The organism is Chelativorans alearensis, assembly GCF_010993735.1.
Classification (GTDB): Bacteria; Pseudomonadota; Alphaproteobacteria; order Rhizobiales; family Rhizobiaceae; genus Chelativorans; species Chelativorans alearense.
The window spans coordinates 183266-203867 of record NZ_WQNI01000001.1 but is presented as its reverse complement, the minus strand read 5'-3'; the positions used below and the strand labels follow the sequence as shown (position 1 = coordinate 203867).

Here is a 20602-nt window from a genome sequence, read left to right as displayed (position 1 = left end):
AGAAACCCCAGGGAGGAGAAAGCGATGCGACTGAAAAGACATCTCATCGGCGCGATAGCCGGATTTGCGGGAATGGCCATGGCCATGTCGACGGGGGCGGCGGAGTTCTTCCGCCTGGCGACGCTCGGCCCCGGCTCCTCGCCCTATCTCGTGATGAGCACCTTTGCGCAGATCGTCGGCAAGGAACTGCCAGACGTGCAAATCCAGGTGAACGCCACCGGTGCCGCGACCCAGCACGCGCTCGAGGCCGGCAACGGCCAGCTCGACTTCTTCATGTGGTCTGCCAGCGTGCACGATTCCATGATGAAGGGCGCCAACATGTACACCAACATCGCCGAGGCGCCCGAGCTCGCGCAGAACCTGCGCGCCGTCTTCGCCTTCCCGCTCGGCCTCTATCACATCACCACCTACGCGGATTCGGGCATCGCCAGCCTCGACGACATCAAGGGCAAGAAGGTCTTCCTCGGCCCGCCCGGCGGCGGGGCGACGGTCATCATGCAAAGGGTGGTCGAAGGGGCGACCGGCTACAAGGCAGGAGAGGATTTCGAATCCGTCCAGCTTGGCTGGGATGCGGCGGCGCAGGCCTTCCAGGACGGCCGCATCGACGTCTACATCAACGCCACCAACGCGCCGAGCCCGGTCATCGAGCAGATAGCGCTGTCGCACGAGATCCGCTTCCTCGGCCTGACGCCAGAGCAGATGGAGAAACCGGCGGTGAAGGCCGTCCTGTCACGCCCGGGCGGTGTGCTCGGGAAGATCGAACCCGGTACCTACGGTGACCACCAGGTCAACACCGAACCGGTGCAGACCTTGGGTTCGATCGTCGGCGTCGGCGCCGGCAAGCACCTTGCGGAAGAGGATGTGTACCGGATCACCAAGGCCTTCTGGGAAGGCCTTGAGGGGTCAGCTCGGAACACGTCCTGGCTGAGGCGCATCTCGCGCGAGAATGCCTTCCAGGACCTGAACCTGCCGCTGCATCCGGGCGCCGCCCGCTACTATGAGGAGATCGGCATGGAGATCCCGCCGGAACTCCTCGCCGGCGAATAAAGCGCCCACCGGAACGGCGGGGAAGACTGCCTTTCCCGCCGCCCCCGCCCCACCGAGCACCGAGCCGAAATGTCCAAAGTAAAAAATATCCTGTTTGTCATGGCCGATCAGCTGAGGGCCGACTACCTGTCCTGCTACGGCCACCCGGCGCTGAAGACGCCGCACATCGACCGCCTGGCGGCGCGCGGGATGCGGTTCGACCGCGCCTACGTGCAGGCGCCGGTCTGCGGCCCCTCGCGCATGAGCACCTATACGGGCCGCTACGTGAGCTCGCACGGCTCCACCTATAATGGCGTGCCGCTGCGTGTGGGCGAGATGACGATGGGCGACCACCTGCGCCCGCTCGGCCTGCGCACGGCGCTCGTCGGCAAGACCCACATGGCGGCCGACCGGCTCGGCATGGCGCGGCTCGGCGTCACCCGCGAGACCATCGAGGGCGTGTTCGCCAGCGAGTGCGGCTTCGAGCCCTATGAGCGGGACGACGGGTTGTGGCCCGACGAGGCAAGTCCTGAGGACGTTCCCTACAACCGCTACCTGCGGGAGAAGGGCTACGACGTCGCCAACCCCTGGCACGAATTCGCCAATTCGGGGCGCGGCGAGAATGGCGAGGCGCTGTCGGGCTGGCTCCTGCGCAACGCGCGCCTGCCGGCGACAGTGAAGGAGGAGCATTCCGAGACCGCCTACATGACCGACCGGGCCATGGACTTCATCGCCGAGGCGGGCGAGGAGCCCTGGTGTCTGCACCTTTCCTACATCAAGCCGCACTGGCCCTATATCGCGCCCGCGCCCTACCACGCCATGTACGGGCCGGGCGACGTTCTTCCCGCCAACCGCAGCGAGGAGGAGCGGCGCGATCCGCACCCCGTCTTCGCCGCCTTCATGCGCCACGAGGAAGGCGAGAATTTTGCGCGGGAGGAGGTGCGGCAGGCGGTCATCCCCGCCTATATGGGCCTGATCAGCCAAGTGGACGACCATTTCGGCCGCCTGTGGGCCTTCCTCGAAGCGCGCGGCTTGACCGAAAACACCATGGTCGTCGTCACCAGCGACCACGGCGACTATCTCGGCGACCACTGGCTCGGCGAGAAGGAGCTGTTCCACGAGGAGAGCGTGCGCATCCCGCTGATCGTCTACGACCCGTCGGCCAAGGCCGATGCCACACGCGGCACGGCGAGCGATCTCCTGGTGGAGGCGATCGACCTCGCGCCCACCTTCGTCGAGGCGGCAGGCGGCGCGGTTCCCGGCCATGTGCTGGAAGGCCGTTCGCTGCTGCCCATCATCCGCGGAGAGGCGAACGGCGACTGGCGCGACGCCGTGTTCTCCGAGTGCGACTACGGCTTCCGCAAGGCGCGGCAGACGCTCGGCCGCGAACCCGGCGACGCGCGCGGCTACATGGTGCGCACGAAACGCTGGAAGTATGTCGAGTTCAACGGCTACCGGCCGCAGCTCTTCGATCTTCAAGCCGACCCGGGGGAACTGACCGATCTCGGCGCCGACCCCGCCCACACCGACATCCGCGGCGAACTGCACGAACGGCTCTTCACCTGGCTGCGCACCCGCCGCATGCGCGTCACCATCTCCGACAGCGAAGTCGAAAGGCGCACGGATACGCACAAGACACGGGGCATCTATTTCGGTGTCTGGTAGTGGTGCCTGAGCAGCAGTTGACAGCCGTCAACACCTCACCGCCCTCTCAGCCCCGCAATCGATGTCACAAGCTCCGGAAACGTGATCAGCAGCCCGATGATGACAATATCGGCCACGATGAACAGGGCGACGCCGCGGAAGATGTCGCCGAGGCTGGCATATTTGTGCGCCACGTTGCGGATGACGAAGACGTTCATGCCGAGCGGCGGGGTGATCATGCCCACCTCCAGGAGCTTCACCAGGAGAACGCCGAACCAGATCAGGTCGATGGACGCCGCGTTGAGGAGGGGCAGGAGCACCGGCAGGGTGATCAGCATGGCGCCGAAGGGCTCCATGAACATGCCGAGTATCAGATAGAGGATGACGATCAGCACCATCAATTCGACGTAGCCAAGCTCCCACGCCGTCAGCGTCGTCGAGATGAAGCCGGCGGTGCCGCTCAGCCCCAGGAAGCGGGTGAACATCACCGCGCCGACGCCGATGATGAAAAGCGAAACCGACGTTCCGACCGTCTCCAGAAGCGCGGTGCGGAAGCCCGCCCATGTGAGCCTGCCGGTGAGCGCGGCGATGACGATCGCGCCGGCAGCGCCGACGGCGCCGGCTTCCGTCGCCGTGAAGGCGCCGCCGAAAAGGCCGCCGAAGACGAGGACGACCAACACCATGATGGGCCAGACGTCCCGGAGAATGTTGCCATCGGCCGCACTTCGCGCCTCTTTCGGCAAGGGGGCGATGTCCGGGCGCAGCTTGGCGGTGAGGAAGATCAAGAGGCAATAGACGGCCGCTGTCATGATCCCCACCGAGATGCCGCCGAGGAAGACCTTCGTCACCGACTGTTCGGCGAAGACGCCGTAGATGATCATGAGAATGGAGGGCGGGATGAGCGCGCCGATGGTGCCGCCGGCGGCCAGGGTTCCCGTGGCGAAGCTCGGCCGGTAGCCGGCCTTGATCATCTCGGGAATGGCGATGCGCCCCATCGCCGCCGCGCAGGCCAGGCTCGAGCCGGAGACCGAGGCAAAGCCGGTGCAGGCGAGCACGGCGGCCATCCCCAGCCCGCCGGGCAGGCGATGCAGCACCCGGTCGGCGGCGGCGAAGAGCCGTGTCGTCAGCCCGGCATGGAAGGCGACGAACCCCATGAGCAGGAACATCGGCACCGCCGAAAGGGTCCAGCTGGCGACGAAATCGTACGGCGTCGTCGTCAGGATGCCGACGGCCGGCGCAAAACCCAGCATCAGCCAGATGCCGCCGAAGGAGACCAGGATCAGCGCCACCGCCACCGGCACGCGAAGCGCGAGCAGCAGGACAAGCACGCCGATGCCCGCAAGGCCGGTGGTAACGCTCACGACGATGCGCTCCCCTCGCCATGCTCGGAAAACGCCACGCCGTCGGCACTGTCCTCCGTGCCCGTGAGGCAGAGATAGAGCTTGAGAGCGGAAACGAGGCTCGCCAGCGCGAAGGCGAGCGGCAGGACGAAGTATCCCGGCCACACCGGCACCGCCACGCTGAGCGACAGGACGAAGCTTCCCGAACCGAATTCGCGCATCGCGGCGAACCAGGTCGTGTAGGCGAGGAAGGAGAAGGCGGCGAAGCTGAGAAGGTTCACCACCGCCATATTGATGCGCCCCCACCGGCCCTTGAACAGGCTGGCGAAGACGTCGACGGCGATCATCTCGCCGCGCCGCTCCGTCCACGCGAGCGGCAGGAAGGCGATGAGGACCATGTAGTAGCGCGACACGATCTCGACGGTCGCCGGCACCGGCCGGCCGAACACCTGCCGCCCGACGATATCGGCCGTGACGTGGAGAAGCATGGCAAGAACGCCGGCGGCCGCGATGAGGGCGAGCGCGTTGGTGAGGTGGCGGAGGAGGGTCAGGATGCGGGGGCGCATCGTGGCATCTCGCGGCAGCTTTTCCTTTGAGGCAGGGCTATTGCAATTGCATATGAGTCATTCTTGCCGGCTTCGCCGGAACCCCCACCCCTTACCCCTCCCCTCAAGGGGGAGGGGGATTCCGAGACGTCGACGCCCCCCTCCCCCTTGAGGGGAGGGGTAAGGGGTGGGGGTTCGACCAAGGACTCAAATTCCATATGCGATAGCCCTGCCCCTTGAGGGAGAGATGCCCGCCTTCGACAAAGCTCAGGACAGAGGGGCGCGAAGGGCGCCGTCATCTCCGAACCTTCTCCAACCTCCACACCACCCCTCACATCCCATAGCTCTCGTAATCGACCTTGTCCCACACCTCCGCCTGCACCGCCGCCGCGATCGCCTCCGGATCATGCCCGGCGTCCTCGACAATGCCGGTCCACTTCTCCACCAGCTCGCGGAATCGGGCGATCTTCGCCTCGGCGTCGGTGATGCCGTACTGGTTTTCCGCAATGCCGACGGCAGCCTTGAGATCGTCCTCGACGAAGGCTGCCGTCAATTCGACCAGCGCCGCATCCGGCTCGATGAACTCCAGCCCCGCCTCGCGCGCTGCCTCACGCGCCTCGCCGGGCCGCTCGAACCCCCAGTTCTGCGTGAAGGCGGTGTTGGCCTTGTTGGCGGCGCGCATGAAGCCCTTGCGTTCCTCGGCGCTGAGCAAGCGCCAGGTGTCTGTATTGACCGTGAAGTTGGACGTCGCGTGGTAGGTGCCGAGCGGCAGTTCCACCACGTAGCGCGCAAGGTCCACCAGCCGGTAGGACGTCAGGTCGGAGACCGAGCCCATCGTGCCGTCGATCACGCCCTGCGACATGGTCTCGAAGGTGTCGCTCACGGGCACGTTGGCCGGCACCGCGCCGACATATTCGGCCCAGCGGGCAAAGGGCGCGCCGCCGCTCCTCAGGCGCAGCGCCTGAAGGTCGGCCTTCGTGCGCACCGGCTTGGTCGTCAGAAGCACGTAGACATCCGACGAGCCGGCGCCGGCGAACACACCGCCCATCCTGGCGAACTCCGCCTGGCAGTCCTCGCAGGTGGCGACATACTCGGTCATGGCCGCCCCCATCACGTGCGGGTCGCGGCCGAGAAACGCCAGGTCCCCCACGAGTGCCGAGTTCGGCAGGTCGCCCGGATAGTAGAGCGGCAGCACGTTGCCGACCTCGGCCACCGACGATTGGAGCGCGCCCTTCATGCCGCCGATGTTGACCACTTCGGTGCCCAGGATGAGACCGGTGAGCGCGCCGTCCGTCTCCTTCGGCAGTTCCTCGGCGAGCGTGGAATAGAGCGGCGTGTGGGCGGGGTGGGTCGGCGGGCCGCCGGGCGCCAGCCGCAATTCGCGCGCCTCCACGGCGGTGATGGATGCGCAAAGGCTCGTCGCCAAAGCGACGGCAGTGACAAACGCTTTCATGGCTTCTCCTCCTCTTTTACGCGCTCTCCCCCGAGCGCGCTTGCAATCGATGCCGCCTCCTCGCAGCCGTCAGATGTTCAAGAGCCTGCGGGCATTCTCCTTGAGAATTCGCGGCCTCACCTCGGGCTTGATGTCGAGCTTCTCGAAATCGGCAAGCCAGCGGTCCGGCAGGATCGCCGGCCAGTCGGAGCCGAAAAGGACGCGGTCCTTCAGAAGCGAGTTGGCGTATTTCACCAGGATCGGCGGGAAGTATTTGGGCGACCAGCCGGAAAGGTCGATCCACACATTGGGCTTGTGGGTGGCGACGGCCAGTGCCTCCTCCTGCCAGGGGAAGGAGGGGTGCGCCATGACGATCTGCATCTCAGGGAAATCGGCTGCCACGTCGTCGAGATGGATGGGGTTCGAGTATTTCAGCCGCATGCCGTTGCCGCCCGCCATGCCCGCGCCAACCCCGGTCTGGCCGGTGTGGAACAGCGCCGGCACGCCGGCTTCCGCGATCGCCTCGTAGAGCACGTAGGCGCTGCGGTCGTTGGGGTAAAAACCCTGCATGGTGGGGTGGAACTTGAAGCCCTTGATGCCGTAGTGCTCCACCAGCCGCCGTGCCTCGCGCGCGCCCATCCTGCCCTTGGCGGGGTCGATCGAGGCGAAGGGGATGAGGATGTCGCTATGCGCGGCGGCAAGCTCGGCCATCTCCTCGTTGTTGTAGCGGCGAAAGCCCGTCTCGCGCTCCGAATCGACGGGAAAGATCACCGCCCCGATCTTGCGCTCACGGAAATAGGCGGCGGTCTCGGGCACGGTCGGCGGGTGCTTGAAGGGCGAGCGGAAATAGGCGGCCATGCCGGCCTGGAAGTCGTCATAGCCGTCGTCGGCATGGGTGCCGCACGGCTCCTCGGCGTGGGTGTGGATATCGATGGCGACAAGGGCGTCAGGATCGAACATCATGGCCTCCATTCAGCCAGGTTGTCGCACATGGACGGGGACCTTGTTCTGCTTCGCCTGGACCCCCACCCCTCACCCCTCCCCACAAGGGGGAGGGGGGCGCCAACGCCTCAGAATCCCCCTCCCCCCTGTGGGGAGGAGTGAGGGGTGGGGGTCCGATCAGGGGGCGCGGCATCACAGCGGTGGCCATCCCGATACCTTTCTGAGCAGCGCCAGGAAGTGGCCATGCTCCTCGTCCGACAGCATGGGAAGGGCGCGCCGGTCGGCCTCAAACATGAGCGGCGAGAAGGCTTCGAGCAGCTTGCGGCCCTCTTCGGTCAACCGCAGCTCGACCGAGCGGCGGTCCTGCGGCGGCACGAAACGCTGCACCAGCCCCCGCCCCTCCAGCGAGCGCACCAGCTTGGTCATGTTCGACCATTTTATCTTCAAGACATCGGCCATCGCGCCCTGGCGCACACCGGGGTTCTCCGCGATGGCAAGAAGGATGGTGAACTCGCCGATCTTGACGTCAGCGCCCTTCAGTTCCGCGAACATGCGCTCGAACGCCGTGAGCTGGGCAATGCGCAGGAGGAACCCCGCGGAGCGCTCGAACTTGCCGAAGGAGAGCCCGGCCTTGCCGTCCTCGATCCCGGCCGCCTCGGCCGGCAAGATCTCCGCGCCGGTCATGGTCAGGCCTCCGTTCCGGTCGGGATGGCGAGGCGCTCCGCCTTCTTGTCTAGGAAGGCGCGCAGCCGCTCATGGGCTTCCGGCGTCGCCTGGGTGAGCGAGGCGATCATGGATTCGAAGAACAGCCCCTCGTCGTAGCCGCTGTCGTGGATGCGCTGCAGGGCATTGACGATGGCGTAGTTGGAAAGCGGCGCGTTCTTCGCCGCAAGCTTTGCCAACTCCTTCGCCCTGGCGAGCGCCCCACCGGGCTCGGTCAGGTAGGTAACGATGCCGTAGCGCTCGGCCTCGTCGGCCGTCAGAACGCGGCCGGTCAGCATCATGTCCGTCATCCGCGCCACGCCCATCAGGCGGGCGACGTTCACCGAGCCGCCGCCGCCGACGAAGATGCCGCGCTGGCCCTCCGGCAGGGCGAAACGGGTGTTGGCGTCGGCAACCCGCACATGGCCGGCGGCCGCCAGCTCCAGCCCGCCGCCCACCACAGCACCGTGGAGCGCGATGAAATAGGGGATCGCGCCGCGCTGGATGCGGCTGAAGACGGCATGCCAGCCGCGCGAGCCGGCGATGCCTTCCATGACCGACTTTTCCACCTGCTCGGAAAGGTCGAGCCCGGCACAGAAGTGCTCTCCCTTCCCGGCGATCACGGCGGCCCTCGCTTCGCCCGCGGCGCGGTCGACCGCGGCGCCGAGATCGGCCAGCATGGCATCGCTCATGGCGTTGCGCTTTTGTGGCCGGGAGAGCGTCAGAACCGCAATGCCGTCGTCGATCTCGTAATTGACCAGCGCCATTGGCCGGGAGCCTCCGTTCTCAGGTCTCGGATCAGTGCTCTTGTTGAAATTGACACTGTTCACTTTTCAATTATTACTAATGACCGAATGCATTCGTTTGTGTCAAGTGAGGCGGGCCCTCTCCGGGCCTGCCTAGTGGTGCGATCCTGACAGATGGTACCCATCTGTCAGGACAAATCGCCCCACCAGACCAATAGCTTGTGGGCTGACTTTTCCAAACAGATGGGTACCATCTGTTTGGGTCAGACCACTAGGGAGGACGGTATGAACGAATCCGCGCCGAAGCCCTGGCTCGCGGCCCCGTTTCGTCCCGTGCGGTGCTGGGCGCCCGAGGTCGAGGTCCGGCACGGGCCGGGCGGCGTCCTCTACCTGGAGCAGAAAGCGCCCCTGCCGCCCTACCCCGAGCGCATCGCCGACATGCTGGTCCATTGGGCGGCCCGCGCGCCCGACCGGACGGTGCTGGCCGAGCGCGGCGCGGACGGGAACTGGCGCCGCTTGAGCTATGCCAAGGCCCTCGCCCATGCCCGGCGCCTCGGCCAGTATCTGCTCGACCGTGGCCTTTCCGCTTCCGCCCCGCTGGCCATCCTTTCCGGCAACGACATCGAGCACGCGCTGCTCGGCCTCGCCGCCGTCTATGCCGGCATCCCCTATGCCGCCATCTCGCCCGCCTATTCGCTGGTCTCCACCGATTACACGCGGCTGCGCGGGACCTTCGAGACGATCCGCCCCGCCCTCGTCTTCGCCGCCGATGCCGAACGCTTCGGCCCCGCCATCGAGGCGGTGGCGCCGGGGGTAAAGCGGCTCTTCACGAAGGGTGCGCGCGGCCTTGAAGAAGATTTTGCCGAGGCGCTGGCGACCGAACCCGGCCCGGCGGTCGACGAAGCCTTCCGCTCCGTCACCGGCGAGACCATCGCCAAGTTCCTCTTCACCTCAGGCTCCACGGGAACGCCGAAGGCGGTCGTCAACACAAACCGCATGATCTCGTCCAACCAGATCATGAGCCGCGAGACCTTCGCCTATTTCAAGGACGAGCCGCCGCTGCTGCTCGACTGGGCGCCCTGGCACCACACGGCCGGCGGCAACAAGCTCTTTTACATGCCGATCTTCAACGGCGGCACGCTTTATATCGACGACGGCCGCCCCACACAGGCCGACATCGGCAGGACGGTGCGCAACCTCAAGGAGGTTTCGCCGACCTGGTATTTCAACGTCCCCAAGGGTTTCGAGGCGCTGATCCCGCATCTTCAAGCCGATGGGGACCTGCGCGAGAGCTTCTTCAAGAATTTAAAGCTCATCTGGTACGCCGGCGCCGGCATGGCGCAGCACACCTGGGACGCGCTGGAGCGGCTTGCAGTCGAAACCACCGGCCGGCGCATCGTCATCGCCACCGGGCTCGGCGCCACCGAGACCGCGCCGGCGGCGCTCATGTGCACTTGGCCGCAGGAGAAGGCCGGCAATGTCGGCCTGCCCTGCCTTGGCGTGTCGCTCAAGCTGGTGCCGCTCGACGGCAAGCTCGACGCCCGCGTGAAGGGGCCGAACATCACACCGGGCTACTGGAACACGCCGGCGTTGACGGCGGAAGCCTTCGACGAGGAAGGCTACTACCGCTTCGGCGACGCGCTGCGCTTTGCCGATCCGGACGACATGCAGGCCGGCTTCTTCTTCGATGGCCGCACGGCGGAGAACTTCAAGCTCGACACCGGCACATGGGTCAGCACCGGCGCCTTGCGCACCCGCTTCATCGACCATTTCGGCGCGGCGGTCCACGATGTCGCCATCGCCGGCGCCGACCGCCCCTACCTCGCCGCCCTCGTCTTCCCCGACCTGGGCGCCCTCGCAAAACTCGCCGAGCCTGACACGCCCAAGGAGGCGCGAAGCCTCGCCGCGGATGAGACCGTGCGCGCTCATCTGCGCGAGAAACTGAAAGGCCTCGCCGCAACCAGCACCGGCTCCTCGACGCTGATCCGCAGGATGATCCTCGTCGATCCTCCCCCCTCCATGGATAAGGGAGAGATGACCGACAAGGGCTCGATCAACCAGCGCGCCGTGCTGCGCAGCCGAAGCGAATGGGTGGAGGAGGTTTATTCCGATTCCCCCCGCGTAATCGGGATCGGTGAATAGTGCAGGATGAGATTAGGCCGGGTCATCCCAACGCCGTCATCCCGGAAAGCCGAAGGCTTGTCCGGGACCCATTCCGGAACGTGGACTGGTCATGGAATGGATCCCGGACAGTCTCCGCTTCGCTCCGACTTCCGGAATGACGCGCAGAAAGACCCGGCCTGAATTCATCAAGTTCTGATGGGCGAACGCCGACTAGAGCCCCTACCCCCTCGCCGCCTCCCGCAACGCATCGACGAAGTCGCGCTGCAGCGCCGTCGGCTGCCAGTCGCTGCGCGCGGTCATGCCGATGGGCCGCTCCGACTGCGGCAGCGCGAAGGGGATCACCTTGAGAAGCCCCGCCTTCTCGTCGTACTCGATCTGCTGGCGCGAAAGGATCGTCAGGCGGTCCGTCTGCATGAGGATGCCGCGCACGGCGATCAGCGAGCCGGTCACGATCGCCCCGTTCCACCGCCACTGGGGCGGGAAGTTTTCGGCAAGCGCGTTGAAGATCGCCCGCGTCGGCGTTCCCTGGCGCGGCAGCACCCAGGGGTAGCCCGCCAGGTCCTCGTAGGTGATCGCCCGTTTCCTCACCAGCGGATGGTCGGCGCGGCCGATGATCGACACCCCGTCGCTGAACAGCCTCTCCTCCACCAGCCCCTTCCCGACGCCGCCACGCCGCAGCGCGCCGACGAGCAGATCGATCTTGCCGATCAGAAGCGCGCGGATCAAGCTGTCGTAGTCGCCGTCGAGGATCTCGACCGTCGCCCGCGGGCGCGAGGCGCACAGCCTGGCAATGGCGCTCGGGATGACCCTGGTGCGCACCAGCGGCAGCGTGCCGACGATGACGCGGCCATCGAAGGTGCCTTCGTATTCGCGCACTTCCTCCAGCGCGCTCTCGAACTCCCTGAGGATCAGATGCGCATGGCTGGCGAGCGTCAAACCGGCCGGCGTCAGCCGCAGCGCGCGATAGGCACCGTCGAAAAGGGGAACCCCGCCGATGCGCTCCATCTCGCGCGCCGCGCGCTGCACCGAAGGCTCCGCCTGGCCGAGAAGCCGCGCCGCGCCCTGGAACGTGCCGGCCTCGGCGAAGGCGGCGAGCGCGCGCAGCTGGGTGCTCGTCGCATGCACCTCCAGGAGATCGACCGCCAGTCCCCTGCCGATGCGCGACTGCCGCGCAAGGTTCACGCTCGCCGCGCGCAGAAGCTCCAGGCTCCGCCGGACGCGCCGGGCGAGGATGGCGCCGCGTTCGGTGGGAAAGACGCCGGCGCCCTGCCGGTCGAGCAGCGGCCCGCCGAACAGCTTCTCCAGCCGCGAGATCGCCTGCGAGGCGGCCGGCTGCGAGATATGCACCTTCTCCGCCGCCCTTGAAAGGGAGGAGAAGGCGATTGCGGCATCGAACAGCCGGACATGGCGCAGGTTGGGTTGCGACTGCATGCCGTACTCTACGACAGCAGGCGTCTGGCAGGAATGCGCTCCATCGTCCAACCGCACTGTCCTTATCTCCCGTCAAGCACATCCCCGCGTCAGCGCGGGGCTATCGCATATGGATTCTGAGTCTTCGATCGGACCCCCACCCCTTACCCCTCCCCTCAAGGGGGAGGGGTGCGTCGACGTCTCAGAATCCCCCTCCCCCTTGAGGGGAGGGGTGAGGGGTGGGGGTTCTGGCGAAGCCGGCAAAAAAAGACTCATATGCGATTGCCTTGCGTCAGGGGAAAACGACCCCATCCGCAAGCTTCCGCGCCGTCCTCAAGACGCCGGCCGATTGCACCTCCCCATCCTCGCCGAGATTGGCGATGACGGTGAATTCGCCCGTCGGATGTTCCACCGACATGGATTTCGTGCGCCCTTCCGGCACCTTCGCGTGCCGCGCCGCCGGCCCCTCGGCCAGCAGGCAGGCGGTGGCCACGCTGACGGCGCCGAGAACGCCGATGGCCGCATGGCAGCGATGCGGGATGAAGGTGCGGGTGGAGATCGCCCCGCCATGGCGCGGCGGACTCGTGAGCGTCATCTTCGGCACGGACTTTTCCTTCACGTCGCCGAGGTTCATCAGCGGCCCCGCCTCGAGGCGGATGGCCTCAACGCGCTCCCTAAGGGCCGCATTCGCCTCCAGCTCGGCCGGCGTCTCGTCCCCGCTGATGCCGAAGTCCGCCGCGTCGAGCACGACACAGGGCATGCCGTTGTCGATCAGCGTGACCTCCACCCCGCCGACCGTGTCGACTTCCCTGCCCGATGGCAGAAGCGCCCCGCAGGTGGAGCCGGCGGTATCCTCGAAGACGATGGGAATGGGCGCCGCCGCGCCGGGCACGCCGTCGATGCGTGCCTCGCCCGCATAGTTGACCCGGCCGCCGGGTGTCTCCACCGTGGCGATGGCGACCTGCCCGGTGTTCTCCATGAAGATGCGCACGTCGGTGCTTTCGGCCTGCGCCTTCACCAGCCCGCGCTCGATGGCGAAGGGCCCGACGCCGGCGAGGATGTTGCCGCAGTTCTGGCTGTCGGTGACGATCGCCTGGTCGACGAAGACCTGCAGGAACAGGTAGTCCACATCGACGCCTTCCCGCTCCGACGGCTGGACCACGGCGACCTTGGAGGTCAGCGGATCGGCCCCGCCGAGGCCGTCGATCTGGCGCGGGTCGGGCGAGCCCATGATGCGCAGGAGCGTGGCGTCGCGCGTCTTCGCATCCTGCGGCAGGTCGGCGGCGAGGAAGTAGCCGCCCTTCGACGTGCCGCCCCGCATCCACATGGCGCGAATGCCCTCAGACATATTTCAGACCCTTCTCCTTCAGCCGTTCGCGCATGCCGTAGAGATCGAGGCCGAGCTCGCCGGCGGCCAGCCGCTTGCGCTTGGCCTCCTCGTTCGCCAAGCGCGCCTCGGCGGCCTTCAGGACATCGCCGGCCGCCTCGCGCCGGACGACGCAAACGCCGTCGTCGTCGGCGACGATCACATCACCCGGATTGACGAGGGCGCCGGCGCAGACGACCGGCACGTTGACCGAGCCCAATGTCTCCTTGACGGTGCCCTGCGCGCAAACGTGGTGCGACCAGACGGGGAAGCCCATCTTCGTCAGATCGGCGACATCGCGCACGCCCGCGTCGATCACCAGCCCCTTGCAGCCGCGCGCCATCGCCGAGGTGGCGAGAAGGTCTCCGAAATAGCCGGCATCCGATGGCGAGGTGGGTGCGAGCACCAGCACGTCCCCATCCTTGAGCTGCTCGATGGCGACATGAACCATCCAGTTGTCGCCGGGCGGGGCGGAGATCGTCACCGCCGAGCCGGCGATGCGCGCGCCGGGATAGATCGGCCGCATATGGGAGGCAAGGAGCCCGGTGCGGCCTTGCGCCTCGTGCACGGTCGCCACGCCGCATTCGGCCAGCCCGGCGACGATTTCCGGGTCGGCCCGCTCGATGTTCTCAACGACGATGCCCATCACAACTGATCCACGGTTTTCGGGAAGATCGACTGGAACGCCTCGGCGTATCTGGCGGCGCGCCCGCCCGCCTGCCCGCCGGAGTTGCGGCGGAACTGGTTGGCCCGGTTCTCCGCGACGTTCGTGTAGTAGTCCCACAGGTGCTGCTGGCCCTCCATGCACTCGATGGCCGCGCGCTTCTTGTCCCATACCTCGGTGATGTCGAGGATGGTGTCGGGCTTCCAGCCGCACTGCTCCGTCTGGTGCGGCTCGAAGAGGTAGAGCTGCGGCGCTCCCAGCACCTTCTCCCCCGGCTTGTGCCCCCAGGCCTGCGCGATCATGCGGCATTCGAGCGCCATCCGCGTCGCGTGAGCGTGGTCGGTGTTGTACGGATCGTCGAGCGAGTGCGAGAGCATGAAGGCCGGCTGCACCCGGCGGATCACGTCCACCAGCCTCTCCTTCGCCTGGCGGTCCATCTCCAGCGGATAGTCGCCCAGGTCGAAGAATTCGATCTCGTGTGCGTCGAGTGCCTTCGCCGCGTTCTCCGCCTCCTTGCGCCGCGCGGCCTTCACGCCTTCCAGTGTCGCACCCTCGTTCTTCCAAAGCTTGGCGCTCTCCCCGCGCTCCCCATAGGAGAGGCAGACGACGGTGACATCGAAACCCCGCTCCTGATGCAGCGCGATGGCGCCGCCGCAGCGCCAGACGAAGTCGGCCGAATGGGCGCTGATCACCAAAGCTGTCTTTTCGCTCATGGTCTGCTCCTAGGCTTTGTCCGTACTTGCCTTCACCGGCGGCGTGCCGTGGGTGTGGAACGATTCGATCGTCTTCAGCCCCCAGGCCTGGCCCTTCCTGCGCTCGGCCTCGGTCCAGGTGACGGGCTGCCAGTCCGGCCGCAGGATCAGCCGCGCCCCGGCATTGGCAACCTCCACGCGGTTGCCCGCCGGCTCGTAGACATAGAGGAAGAAGGTGCCCTGGATGGCGTGCTTGTGCGGCCCGGTCTCGATGAAGACGCCGTTCTCCAGGAAGATGTCGGCCGCGCGCAGCACGTCCTCGCGGCTGTCGACCGCATAGGTGACGTGGTGGAAGCGTCCGGACATGCCGGAATGGTCTTCCGTATAGGCGATATCGTAGCTCTTGTTGTTGACCGTGAACCAGCAGCCGCCGAGCCGCCCGTTGTCGAGCTGGATCTGCTCGGTCACGCGGCTGCCCAGCGCCTTACACATGAAGTCGCGGATGACGGCTACGTCCCGGGCGAGAAGGTTGAGATGGTCGATCCGCCGCACGCACACGCCCCGCCCGTGATAGCGCTGCGCCAGGTTCTTGAGCGCCGGGCGCTCCTCCGGCGGCGCCTCGTAGGGCCTCGTGTCGTAGTAGAGTTCGAAGATGTGGCCATCGGGATCGGTGAAGCGGTAGGCCCGTCCGTGCCCCATATCGCCCTCCACCCAGCCGATCCCCCAGCCCATCGCCTCGATCACGGCGACCCGCCGCTGCAGCGCCTCGGGCGAGGAGGTGCGGTAGGCGACGTGGCCGACGCCGGTGTTGTCGGACCGGGTGAGCTTGAGCGTGTGGAACTCGTAGTCGTCCCAACCGCGCAGATAGGCCGACGCATCGTCGCGGCCGCTCTCGGTCAGGCCGTAGACGTTGACGAAGAAGTCGAGGCTCTCCTCGAACTTGTCCGTCAGCACCTCCACATGGCCGAGATGGGCGACGTCGAAACAGGGCTCGGTCATTTCATCATCTCCCTTTAACTTCGTTCGAAAAACACGCGTGCCGCCATATCGCTCCCCTATCCGATCATCGTATTCGGCAGGAACAGTGCGATCTGCGGGAACAGGACGAGCAGGATCACCGCTATCAGCATCACGAGCCAGAACGGCATGACGCCGGCGAAGATGTCGCGCAGCGGGATATTCGGCGCCACCGACTTGACGATGAAGACGTTGACGCCCACCGGCGGGCTGATCAGCCCCATCTCCAGCGTCAGCACCACCAGCACACCGAACCAGATGGGATCGAAGCCGAGCCCGACGACGATCGGGAAGAAGATCGGCATCGTCAAAACCAGCATGGCGAAGCCTTCGAGGAAGAGGCCGAGCACGAGATAGCACAAAAGGATGAGCGCCAGGATGCCGGTCGGGCCGATGTCGAGGCCGGTCAGAAGCGTCGCCACCTCGTGCGGGATCCGGCTCAAGGCGAGGAACGGGTTGAGCAGGTGCGCGGAGATCAGGATCAGCATGACCGTCGACGTAGTAGCGATGGAATCGCGCACCGCATGATAGAACGACTTCACCGTCAACTGGCGCGCCACGACGCTGAAGAGGGTCACCAGCCCGGCCCCCACCGCCGCCGCCTCCACCGGCGAGAAGAAGCCGACATAGATGCCGCCGATGGTCAGAAGGACGATACCGATGATCGGGATGGCGCCCGCAAGCGCCGTCGACTTCTCCCGCAAGCTCCTGTGCGGGCCGCTCGGCCCGTAGCTGGGCCGCAGGATGGACAGCACGGTGATGAGCAGGATGAACAGGAGCAACAGCATGATGCCCGGCAAAACGCCGGCGAGGAACAGGCGGCCGATCGATTGCTGCGTCAGGATGGCGTAGACCACGAAGCCGGTGGACGGCGGGATGAGGATGCCGAGCGTGCCGCCGGCCGCCACCGCACCCGTCGAAAGCCTGGGGTCGTAGTTGAACCGCTCCATCTCGGCGAGCGACACGCGGCCCATGGTGAGCGCGGAGGCGACCGAGGAGCCGCACAGCGCGGCAAATCCGCCGCAGCCGACGATGGTGGCCGAGGCAAGCCCGCCCCTGATCGAGCCGATGATCGCGTAGGCCGCGTCGTAAAGCCGCCGGCTCATGCCGCTGGCCGTCGCCACGTTGCCCATGAGGATGAAAAGCGGCACCACGATCAGCTCGGCACTGGAGGCCAGCGTGAAGGTCTCGCTGGCGAGGAGGTTGAACGCGTTGGCCGGGCTCGACAGGACCGACACGCCGGCAAGCCCGACGACGAACATGGCGAAGGCGACGGGAATGCGCAGCGCCAGAAGCGCGAACAGCGCGAGGATGCCGATCAGGCCGACCAGGCCCGGGCTCAAAGCACCTCCCTCCCCTGTTCTGCGCCGGCCTCAAGGCCCGTCAAGGCGATCTCGACGGCCCGCAGCGCCATCGTCAGCGCGGTGAGAATGGAAAAGCCGGCCAGCGCCCACTGGAACCACGCCTTGGGCAGGTTGATGATGTTGGTGGACAGGTTGAGCATCAGCGACAGCTGGGCCGACTGGACGATCTTCCAGGCGATGGCCGCGAAGATCGCGGCCCCGAGCAGCGCGACGGCGATGTCGATCGCACGGTTCAGCCGCGGCGGAAAGCTGTTCTCGAAGATGTCGACGGCGATGTGCCCCTTGATGCGGTCGCAATAGGCCATGCCGCCGAAGACGATGATCACCATCGACATCTGGCCGATGTCCTGCGCCCCGCGCAGCGGCGCCCCGAAATAGCGGCCGATCACGTCGACGAGCACGACACAGGTGACGAGCACCAGCGCCGCGCTGCCGGCGAGGCTGGACAGGCCGATCAGCCTGTCCACGTTTGTCCGCAAGAAAGCCAGCATCGAACCCGCTCGCTGTAGATTACTGGAACGACGCACCGTGCTTCCGAAAAGATCCCGATTTTCGAGGCCGATGCGCCAGCCGTCAATTGCCGGTCATGGCGGCCAGCACGTCCTCCGCCCCCATGTCTTCGATCAGCTTCTCGCGCAGGGGATCGGCGATCTCGGTGAAGGCGGCGACCTCCTCCTCCGTCAGGTCGATCACCGTGTTGTCCGGGTTGTCGCGCAGTGCCAGCAGCGTGCGCTCGGCCAGGGCGTTCCATCCCTCCTCGCCCTTCTGCGAAAGGCCGCGCCCGGTGTGCTTGTCGAGGATGGCGCGCTGCTCCTGGCTGAGGCCCTCATAGCGCGCCTCGTTCATGACCAGGTAGAACATGATGTGGCCGAGCGGCGCGCCGACCGAATAGGAATTCGCCACCTCGTCGAGCTTGAAGTCGTTGACGGCGCTGGCGCCCGTCACGATGCCGTCGATCAGCCCCGTCTGCAGCGCATTGTACATCTCGCCGGCGGGCATCTGCACGGGCGTCGCGCCGAACGCCTCCACAAGCGCGCCCGGCACCGAGCCGGAGACGCGGATGCGCAGGCCCTTCAGATCCTCCGGGCGAGCGTATCTCGCGGTCGCGCATGATGAAGATGCTGGGCTCGGAGACCCACAGCGCGAGCGGCCGCGTACCGGGAAACTCGTCGGCCAGATGCTCGTCGAAGGCGTTCCACAGCATGTCGTAGCCGGTCACGCCCTCGGGGATGGCCCCGGGCATCTCGACGATCATCGATTTGGGAAACTGCGAGGACGTGTAGCCCGACAGCCCCCAGGTGATGTCGGCAACGCCCTGGACGGCGCGCACATACTGCTCCATCGGGCCGGCGCCCAACTCGCCGCCAGGATGGACCTCGATCGTCAGGTCGCCGCCGCTGTCTGCCTCCACGCCCTTCGACAACGGCTCCACCACCGAGGCGGTGACCACATGCGCGGGCGCCACGAAATGCGCCAGCGACAGCGTCTCGGCGTGTGCCACCGCCGGCGCCGCGATCACACTTGAGGCCAGCATCAAGAAACCGGCGGACTTGTTGAAGAAAGCTTTCATCTCATTCTCCTCCCTCATGCCAAAAGGACCGCCGGCGCCGATACCGGCACGCGGCCCGATGACGACCGCAATGGTTAGGCCCGGCCCCGGCCGCAGGCCAATTCGAAGTCGGTTTCCGGCATAAGTTTTTGCTATAGGTGTGTTCGGTTATGAGAGGCTGGCGCCCCTTCACGCCGTCACCTCCATTGGCCGAACGCCCAAGGCGATATGCATGGCATGCTCTCCCCCGGATGCATGGCCTCTCACAGACCCGATTGCCTGAACGATTGCCGGAACATCGAAACACCACCAGCGATCGATGCCAAGCGCGAAAGCCCTGCCCCGCACCTCAACTCATCGGCCCGCCTTCCGCACGCCAGCCCTTGCCGACATACACCTTGCGCGCGGCTTCGGCATAGGGAACGGGGCTGACGATGGCGCGGATTTCCGTCTGTGTATGCGGCTCGACGGTAGGCTTCCTCGTACCGCCCCCTTCCTCGCCCCACACGAAGGTGACCTCCGTGCCCGGCTCGGCATATTCGGCGTCGAGAATGGCAAGCGTCAGCATCCTGCGCTCGTTCGAGCTGTAGCCGACCCAGGTGGAAAGGCCGATCGTCTTTCCGTCGGCGGACACCTTGTCGAAGGGGTGCATGGAATAGACGGCCGACGGGAACTCCATGAACTTGGCGCGGCCCTCGCCCTTCTCGAACTGCGAGGCGATGGCGCGCATCACGTCCTCGTTCTCCAGCGCCAGCGTCACCTTCTTGCGGTGCGGCCCCCCGGCCTTCTCCTCCAGCGCCTCGCGGCCGATGAAGTCGTGGTCGAACTTCACGACATGGCCGTAGCCGAGGTCCCACGGCGTCAGGTAATAGTCCTCGATATCGTCGGAGGCGAAGCTGCCGCCGATCGACGCCTTGGCCTCGTAGCCGTCGTCGGGCAGCCACTCCCGGTAGGCCTTCATCGCCTCGCCCGTATAGATCGCCGGCAGCGGCGAGGGGATCCAGCCCGATTCCAGCGTGTTGGACGAGTAGGCCCGCCCGCCCACCTCAAGAAGGCCGAACTCCTCCCCCGCCGAGACGATCGCCTCGCGCACCGCCTCCCCGTCCGCCCAGGGGCCGAAGAACTCGAAGCCGGGCTGGCCGGCCATGCCGTGGCGCAGCGCCCGCACCTTCCTGCCGGCGATCTCGACCGGCGCCATGTTGAAGAACTTGACGTCCGGCGCCGGCCCTCCCAGCACCTTCTCGATCACCTTCATCGCGTTCGGCCCCTGCACCTGGAAGCGGTAGGACTTGCGGTTGAAGGGATCGGGGCGCGCGGCCGAGCGCTCGTCGAGCGCGGTCTTCACGTCGTAGCCGCCGGTCTCGGCGTTAAAGCGCACCCAGTTGAGCGCCGGAATGCGGCCCACCAGGTTGAACGTGTTCTCGGCCAGGTAGAACAGGATGACATCGCCGATCACATAGCCGTCGGGGCTGCACGGGATGAACTGCTTGGCCTTGTCGACGGCGAAATTGGCGAAGCTGTTGATGCCGAGGTTGGAGAGCAGCCTAAGCGCGTCCGGCCCTTCCACGGCAAGGTCGGCCATGTGGTAGGACTGGTTGAAGAGCACGCAGGTGTTCTGCCACGCCGCCTGCTCGTCGCGCCAGTTGGTGAATTCGGGCGGCACGCCGGGATAGACGTTGGGTCCCGTTATCTGATTGCGCAGGAGCTCGACGGGATTGCGGCAATCCCGGAGCACATCTTCGAGGCTACGTTTCGACACCGGCTTTCCTCCCAAGCGCTTCATGGATATGAAGTACATATACATGAAAACAGACTGGCCGTCTCTTTGTCAAGCGGCGAGGAATGGGCGCCTATTCCTCGCCCCCACGAAGTGGGGGGAGAGGTGGATCGGGGCGAAAGCCCCGAGACGGTGAGGGGGAGCGGCGCGGCGATGACACATGCGGGGTGTTGCCCACGGCTGGTGCCCTGTCGGATCGAAGCGGATGCAGGTGGGAAAGGCGGCGCCGATACCCCCTCACCGACCCGCTTCGCGGGCCACC

General features: G+C 66.4%; 18 protein-coding genes and 1 pseudogene. 3 read left to right on the top strand and 16 right to left on the bottom strand.

All coding sequences use genetic code 11. The features are described from left to right. The first annotated feature begins 24 nt into the window (after window positions 1–24). Window positions 25–1047, top strand: coding sequence for a TAXI family TRAP transporter solute-binding subunit (locus GPJ75_RS00920; protein WP_163264161.1), 1023 nt, complete (start codon window positions 25–27; stop codon window positions 1045–1047). 69 nt (window positions 1048–1116) lie between these two features. Further along, complete coding sequence (locus GPJ75_RS00915) at window positions 1117–2691, top strand: alkaline phosphatase family protein (protein WP_163264159.1); 1575 nt, start codon at window positions 1117–1119, stop codon at window positions 2689–2691. A gap of 35 nt (window positions 2692–2726) precedes the next feature. Here the strand turns inward: GPJ75_RS00915 and GPJ75_RS00910 are convergent, their stop codons facing one another. The 6 genes from GPJ75_RS00910 to GPJ75_RS00885 form a co-directional block, all read right to left on the bottom strand. After that, on the bottom strand, window positions 2727–4031 hold the full coding sequence (locus GPJ75_RS00910) for a TRAP transporter large permease (RefSeq protein WP_163264157.1): 1305 nt from the start codon (window positions 4029–4031) through the stop codon (window positions 2727–2729). After that, entirely contained in the window at window positions 4028–4576 is a 549-nt protein-coding gene (locus tag GPJ75_RS00905; protein WP_163264155.1) for a TRAP transporter small permease, read from the bottom strand. The genes GPJ75_RS00910 and GPJ75_RS00905 overlap by 4 nt, the downstream gene beginning before the upstream one ends. A gap of 310 nt (window positions 4577–4886) precedes the next feature. Next, on the bottom strand, window positions 4887–6008 hold the full coding sequence (locus tag GPJ75_RS00900; protein ID WP_163264153.1) for a C4-dicarboxylate TRAP transporter substrate-binding protein: 1122 nt from the start codon (window positions 6006–6008) through the stop codon (window positions 4887–4889). A gap of 69 nt (window positions 6009–6077) precedes the next feature. Next, window positions 6078–6947: an amidohydrolase family protein gene (locus tag GPJ75_RS00895; RefSeq protein WP_163264151.1), complete on the bottom strand. Its 870-nt coding sequence runs from the start codon at window positions 6945–6947 to the stop codon at window positions 6078–6080. Between the two features lie 174 nt (window positions 6948–7121). After that, window positions 7122–7613, bottom strand: coding sequence for a MarR family winged helix-turn-helix transcriptional regulator (locus GPJ75_RS00890; RefSeq protein WP_163264149.1), 492 nt, complete (start codon window positions 7611–7613; stop codon window positions 7122–7124). A 2-nt stretch (window positions 7614–7615) separates the two neighbouring features. Next, window positions 7616–8398 (bottom strand): crotonase/enoyl-CoA hydratase family protein, encoded by a 783-nt coding sequence (locus tag GPJ75_RS00885; RefSeq protein ID WP_163264147.1) that lies wholly within the window; start codon window positions 8396–8398, stop codon window positions 7616–7618. Between the two features lie 264 nt (window positions 8399–8662). On the opposite strand from GPJ75_RS00885, the gene GPJ75_RS00880 reads away from it, so the two are divergent. Further along, complete coding sequence (locus GPJ75_RS00880; protein WP_163264145.1) at window positions 8663–10519, top strand: feruloyl-CoA synthase; 1857 nt, start codon at window positions 8663–8665, stop codon at window positions 10517–10519. A 201-nt stretch (window positions 10520–10720) separates the two neighbouring features. On the opposite strand, the gene GPJ75_RS00875 is transcribed toward GPJ75_RS00880, so the two are convergent. The 10 genes and pseudogenes from GPJ75_RS00875 to desA all read right to left on the bottom strand — a co-directional run bounded on the left by GPJ75_RS00875 (window position 10721) and on the right by desA (window position 20322). Continuing rightward, on the bottom strand, window positions 10721–11932 hold the full coding sequence (locus GPJ75_RS00875) for a LysR family transcriptional regulator (protein WP_163264143.1): 1212 nt from the start codon (window positions 11930–11932) through the stop codon (window positions 10721–10723). A gap of 271 nt (window positions 11933–12203) precedes the next feature. Next, window positions 12204–13259, bottom strand: a complete 1056-nt coding sequence (locus tag GPJ75_RS00870; protein ID WP_163264141.1) for a 4-oxalomesaconate tautomerase — start codon at window positions 13257–13259, stop codon at window positions 12204–12206. Continuing rightward, on the bottom strand, window positions 13252–13923 hold the full coding sequence (locus GPJ75_RS00865; protein ID WP_163264139.1) for a 4-carboxy-4-hydroxy-2-oxoadipate aldolase/oxaloacetate decarboxylase: 672 nt from the start codon (window positions 13921–13923) through the stop codon (window positions 13252–13254). Before GPJ75_RS00865 ends, GPJ75_RS00870 begins: the two co-directional genes overlap by 8 nt. Then, on the bottom strand, window positions 13923–14654 hold the full coding sequence (locus GPJ75_RS00860) for a PIG-L deacetylase family protein (RefSeq protein ID WP_163264137.1): 732 nt from the start codon (window positions 14652–14654) through the stop codon (window positions 13923–13925). Before GPJ75_RS00860 ends, GPJ75_RS00865 begins: the two co-directional genes overlap by 1 nt. Before the next feature lie 9 nt (window positions 14655–14663). Continuing rightward, window positions 14664–15632, bottom strand: coding sequence for a catechol 2,3-dioxygenase (locus tag GPJ75_RS00855; protein WP_163264135.1), 969 nt, complete (start codon window positions 15630–15632; stop codon window positions 14664–14666). A 56-nt stretch (window positions 15633–15688) separates the two neighbouring features. After that, window positions 15689–16993, bottom strand: a complete 1305-nt coding sequence (locus GPJ75_RS00850; RefSeq protein WP_163264133.1) for a TRAP transporter large permease — start codon at window positions 16991–16993, stop codon at window positions 15689–15691. Next, the gene (locus GPJ75_RS00845; protein WP_163264131.1) at window positions 16990–17505 is read right to left on the bottom strand and encodes a TRAP transporter small permease; all 516 of its coding nucleotides are present in this window, start codon (window positions 17503–17505) and stop codon (window positions 16990–16992) included. The genes GPJ75_RS00850 and GPJ75_RS00845 overlap by 4 nt, the downstream gene beginning before the upstream one ends. Window positions 17506–17587: 82 nt before the next feature. Further along, window positions 17588–18076 (bottom strand): TRAP transporter substrate-binding protein DctP, encoded by a 489-nt coding sequence (dctP, locus tag GPJ75_RS27540; RefSeq protein WP_281354747.1) that lies wholly within the window; start codon window positions 18074–18076, stop codon window positions 17588–17590. A gap of 52 nt (window positions 18077–18128) precedes the next feature. Then, window positions 18129–18548: pseudogene (locus GPJ75_RS27535) on the bottom strand (type 2 periplasmic-binding domain-containing protein); the annotation flags it as partial. A 364-nt stretch (window positions 18549–18912) separates the two neighbouring features. Next, complete coding sequence (gene desA, locus GPJ75_RS00835; protein WP_163264129.1) at window positions 18913–20322, bottom strand: syringate O-demethylase; 1410 nt, start codon at window positions 20320–20322, stop codon at window positions 18913–18915. Window positions 20323–20602: the final 280 nt, after the last annotated feature.